At 38.1% G+C, this 3,879-nt stretch carries 4 protein-coding genes; all 4 read right to left on the reverse strand.

Annotation, left to right across the window (positions count from 1 at the left end; all coding sequences use genetic code 11):
• Positions 1-183 (reverse strand): hypothetical protein (locus tag KPC_RS20630; protein WP_213065911.1); only part of this gene is annotated, 183 nt, incomplete at its 3' end.
• A 152-nt stretch (positions 184-335) separates the two neighbouring features.
• Complete coding sequence (locus tag KPC_RS18395) at positions 336-1,055, reverse strand: 16S rRNA (uracil(1498)-N(3))-methyltransferase (protein ID WP_121975780.1); 720 nt, start codon at positions 1,053-1,055, stop codon at positions 336-338.
• A gap of 28 nt (positions 1,056-1,083) precedes the next feature.
• Positions 1,084-1,920 (reverse strand): methylenetetrahydrofolate reductase [NAD(P)H], encoded by an 837-nt coding sequence (metF, locus tag KPC_RS18400; RefSeq protein ID WP_121975781.1) that lies wholly within the window; start codon positions 1,918-1,920, stop codon positions 1,084-1,086.
• Between the two features lie 230 nt (positions 1,921-2,150).
• Positions 2,151-3,533 carry an adenosylhomocysteinase gene (gene ahcY, locus KPC_RS18405; protein WP_121975782.1) on the reverse strand — a complete coding sequence of 461 codons (1,383 nt, stop codon included), beginning with the start codon at positions 3,531-3,533 and terminating at the stop codon, positions 2,151-2,153.
• Positions 3,534-3,879 lie beyond the last annotated feature (346 nt).

The following is a 3,879-nucleotide window of genomic DNA, read 5'->3' on the forward strand; positions in this document are numbered from 1 at the left end:
GTATATAATAAACCAAATATTAAGATATTCTGAAATAATGCCTAAAAAAGAATAACAGAGAAAAATGCTGAAAAATGAAGTCAAAAATGCCCAGATAAGAAAAATTCTTAAAAAGTTCGCAATACAATTTACATCTGTGTATTGCTCCCCATATGCAAAAGTTTCTTTCTGAATTTTTGACATATTCTTGCCTGCAAGTTAATAAAATTCAAAAATAAATTACTGTAATTTTATTTGTAGTAATCATATTGAATGCAATATATATGCATAAAACTAAGCTACAGAGTTCTTAGCACAAAATCAAGGATTTTTTGAAGTATGTCACATTATTGTAGCTATTGGTTGAACTCTATATGATTTAGGATGGAAAGTGCTACAACAGGCGCTGTTTCCGTTCTAAGAATTCGTTCACCAATGCACCAGTTTGTGAAACCAGCGAGGTTTGCCTGATCAATTTCAGTTTCACTAAGTCCACCCTCGGGACCAATCAAAAGGGCAATATCTGCTGTGATATTGTTTAGATTATTTAAATTATCCTTGTTGGGAGCAAGTACAAGTTTTGTTGTTGGAAGGTTAAGTTTAAACCATTCGGTTAAGGGGAGTGGTGGTAAAATTTTAGGAACCAAATTCATGCCACATTGTTCACATGCTGCAATAGCAACACCTTGCCAGTGATCGAGTTTCTTTTGGTCACGATCATATTTTAGTCGCATTTCACATCGTTCAGATGTGAGTAATTGTATTGTATCAACACCGAGTTCAACAGCTTTTTGGATCGCGTAATCCATACGATCACCTTTACTCATGACTTGACCGAGTAAGGCTTTAAAAGCAGGCGTCCGATTATTAGGGTTAAAACTATGGACATGAACACGAGCTGATTTTTTTTGAGTTTCTATCAGTTCAACTTCGTATTCGCCACCTTGTCCATTAAACAAAGTGGCAGTTTCACCAGTCTGTGCACGTAATACTTTTACCCAATGATGAAAAACTGTATCTGTCAGCTCAACATCCGTATTCACATTTAGTTCAGTTTCAATATAAAAACGGGGCATAAAATATTACTCGTGACAAATAGGATAATTAGGCCAAACCAAGATCAAGTACAAGCTGACGATTCGGTTCTACTTGATTCATGCTGTATAAGTGCAGGCTAGGAGCACCCCCAGTAATTAGGCGTTCACAAAGATTAATGACTACCTCATGACCAAAAGCCTTGATACTCTCAACGTCATCACCATATGCAGCGAGTTGCTTACGAATCCAGCGTGGAATTTCTGCACCAGTACCATCAGCAAAACGGATCAGATTGCTAGCATTGGTAATTGGCATAATGCCTGGTGTTACAGGAATATCAATACCAGCCTTTTGAATGCGTTCTACAAAGTAGAAATAGGCATCTGGATTAAAGAAAAATTGGGTAATTGCAGCGTTCGCACCTGCCTGAACTTTTTCAATGAAATGTTTAATGTCTGCATCAAATGTATCAGATTGAGGGTGCATTTCTGGATATGCCGCAACTTCGATTTGAAAGTGCTCACCAGAATGTTCACGAATAAAACGGACAAGATCCTGGGCATATGGCAGTTCACCCAAGCCAACCTGACCCGATGGCAAGTCACCACGTAGAGCTACGATACGATCAATACCTTGAGCTTTATACAAATCTAACAGTTCCGCGATACGGGCTTTATCATCACCAATACAAGAAAGGTGTGGTGCAACGGGTGTGCCTTTGCCATTAAAGTCACTAATCGCAGCTAAGGTACGTTCACGAGTTGAGCCACCAGCCCCATAAGTAATCGAGAAAAATTCTGGATTTAACTTTTGTAATTCGGCATGAACGATACGTAATTTTTCTGCACCAACGTCAGTTTTTGGTGGGAAAAACTCAAAAGAAATCGGAACACGTTTGGTCATTTTGAAATCCTTTTTATTTTAAATACTGGTGTTTTTTATCCTGGTGCCATTGGATATGTAATAAATCAAATAAATTTCACAAAATATGAGAATTTTATTTTTCATTATAGTTTTAATGGATTTCCTCCTGACCTCTCTTTTAAAAGGGAGGTTAGGAGGGATTAATTAAAACAAGTACTCCAATAACTGTCGTAATTTACATACTCAATAAACCAGGTTGAGGTAAAAACTTAGTATTTATAAGTCTCAGATTTGAATGGACCTTCAACAGCAACACCAAGATAATCAGCTTGCTCTTGGGTTAATTGTGTTAATACACCTCCAAAACCAGCAACCATTGCTGCAGCCACTTCCTCATCCAGTTTCTTAGGAAGAACTTCGACACGAATTGCAGCCTGTTTTTTCTCAGCAGGAAGATCAGCAAATTTTTCTGCAAATAAATGCATTTGAGCTAATACCTGATTGGCAAAAGAACCATCCATAACACGTGATGGATGTCCAGTTGCATTACCAAGGTTAACCAAACGACCTTCTGAAAGGAGGATTAAGTAATCGTTTTCATTTTCTGAACGATAGACTTGGTGAACTTGAGGTTTAACCTCTACCCATTTGTAACCACGTAAATAGTTCGTATCGATTTCAGTATCAAAGTGACCAATGTTACATACGACTGAACCTGCTTTTAATGTATCCAACATTGCAGAATCACACACATGGTAGTTACCAGTCGTGGTGACGATTAAGTCAGTATTTGCAAGAAGATCTAGGTTAATGTCTTCTTTTTTACCAGTTTGTACGCCATTTTTGTATGGAGAAACAACCTCAAAACCATCCATACAAGCTTGCATGGCACAAATTGGATCAACTTCAGTTACGCGGACAATCATCCCTTCCTGACGAAGTGACTGTGCTGAACCTTTACCAACATCACCATAACCAATCACAAGTGCACGGCGACCAGAAAGAAGCATGTCTGTTGCACGTTTGATTGCATCATTGAGTGAGTGACGGCAACCGTATTTGTTGTCATTTTTAGATTTGGTAACTGAGTCGTTGACGTTAATTGCAGGAACTTTCAATGTACCATCACGGAACATTTCGTGAAGACGTTGAACACCTGTTGTAGTTTCTTCAGTGATCCCATGAATATGGTTTAAAAGTTCAGGATATTTTTCATGAACAAGCGCAGTCAAGTCACCGCCATCATCCAAAATCATGTTGGCATCCCAAGGTTTGCCATTCACATTGATTTGTTGTTCAAGACACCAGTTATATTCTTCTTCAGTTTCGCCTTTCCATGCAAAAACAGGTACACCGCTTGCAGCAATTGCTGCAGCAGCATGGTCTTGAGTAGAGAAAATATTACAAGAAGTCCAGCGAACTTCAGCACCCAATTCAACTAATGTCTCAATGAGAACAGCAGTTTGAATGGTCATATGGATACAGCCCAAAATCTTTGCGCCAGCAAGTGGTTTTTGAGCAGCATAGCGTTTACGTAAGCCGATAAGTGCTGGCATTTCTGCTTCAGCAAGTTTGATTTCTTTACGACCGTAGTCAGCTAGGGAAATATCAGCAACTTTATAATCTGTAAATGAAGCATTAACCGCGTTCATCACGATCTCCTTTAAAAAACAATTGATCATTCAGTTCGCGGATGCCGTTGTTGATCAAAACTGTGAAAATCACGAATTTTTTTGACCGAATCGTCGAGCCTAGCGATTTCACATTTATGTGCCTGTGAAAAAGTCGCAGCATCCCTCGACTGCCGAGTATTGTACTTGGAAAATGATTTTGTTCCAATGCTCAGCGTATAAAAAAATAACAACTAAAGTTTTAAGAATCAGGAATACTGAGTTTAATGAGATCTTATCCAGAGTTTTAAAATTGAATATAGGGAATACGTTTTTTCGATTATTTCTTGATATGTTAAAAGTGATTGAAAAACAATCATAAAATGAT

It is taken from the genome of Acinetobacter stercoris, assembly GCF_900323515.1.
In the GTDB taxonomy this organism is placed as follows: domain Bacteria; phylum Pseudomonadota; class Gammaproteobacteria; order Pseudomonadales; family Moraxellaceae; genus Acinetobacter; species Acinetobacter stercoris.